The organism is Companilactobacillus halodurans (assembly GCF_009600985.1).
GTDB classification, from domain to species: Bacteria; Bacillota; Bacilli; order Lactobacillales; family Lactobacillaceae; genus Companilactobacillus; species Companilactobacillus halodurans.
Window position 1 is genome coordinate 1 of the sequence record NZ_VDFP01000196.1, and the last position, 1213, is coordinate 1213.

The window sequence follows — 1213 nt, forward strand, 5'->3', positions numbered from 1 at the left end:
CTTTCAAAATAAATCGGTAATAATCCCATCTGATTCATTAAAACAGCATAGATAGCACCAATAATCGCTCCTAAATTTAAAATTGGTAGAAAAATTCCACCTGGTAAACCAGAACCATATGACAACATTGAAAAGACAAATCTCAATAAGAATAAGCCTAATAAGAACAATAAGCCGCCTTTAAACTTATCCAAATTAACAATGACTTCATTCCCGCCACCAATAAACTGCGTATACATCATTCCCAAAGGAACGATCAATAATAACGGAATAATGCCGTGAATAAATCTAGGCAAACGAGTTTTGGCAAACAAAGTAGGCATTGATAACGTACAAATTTGATAAACGCGCCCCATCAAACCTAAGATTATTCCTAAAATTACTAAATGCCAATAATATTTCACTGGCAAACTATATTGATAAGGAACCTGTAAAACTGGTTGTAATCCAAAAACATATAAGGCCACCAAATTGGAACTAACAGCACTAGCCAAAGCTGTAATCCATACTAAAGGTGAAAAGTTATGGTAAACTTCCTCCAAAACAAACATTGCCCCGGCAATTGGAGCACTAAAGGCTGCAGATAATCCAGCTGCTGCACCACTGGCAATTAAAACTCGTTGATTAACTCCACGATTATCATGTGTTAGATCGCCAACGCCTTGACCATCAGCTGCTCCTATTTGTATAGATGGACCTTCACGACCAAGAAATAATCCTGGTCCAATACAAAGAATTCCACCAACAAATTTTCTCCACAAAATCGACCACCAATTAAGATGCATCTCGCCACCCAATTGTGCCTCAACTTGAGGAATACCCGATCCAGAAATATTGGGTTCTTTTTTAACTAATAAACCAACGAATATTGCAATAACGATCATCAAGCCTAATAACGACAAAACTAATAGGGAATTACTTCGTGCCATAACATAAAGACCTTGATAAAACTTTAGAGAGTGTGCAATAGACCAACGAAACATACTAACCAAAATCCCAGAAATTATTCCGACTAATATTCCCTCTAATGTCAGTCTTAACTTTTCATTATCTGTAACAGCTACTTTCATTATTCTCCCCTAAATCTTTAATTTTGGTACCTCATAAATTGATGGTGATGGTTGATAGAACCCAGCTTCAAGTAGCTCCATATCAGTTATAATTTGCTCATCAGTCACTAAACGTGGGGCATTATTTACTAACGTGTTGTAAA

1 protein-coding gene is annotated in these 1213 nt (G+C 36.4%); it reads right to left on the minus strand.

Annotated elements, in window-relative coordinates:
• The coding region (locus tag FHL06_RS13575) for a ClC family H(+)/Cl(-) exchange transporter (protein WP_153387172.1) at positions 1 to 1070 on the minus strand (1070 nt) is incomplete at its 3' end.
• Between the last annotated feature and the right edge of the window lie 143 nt (positions 1071 to 1213).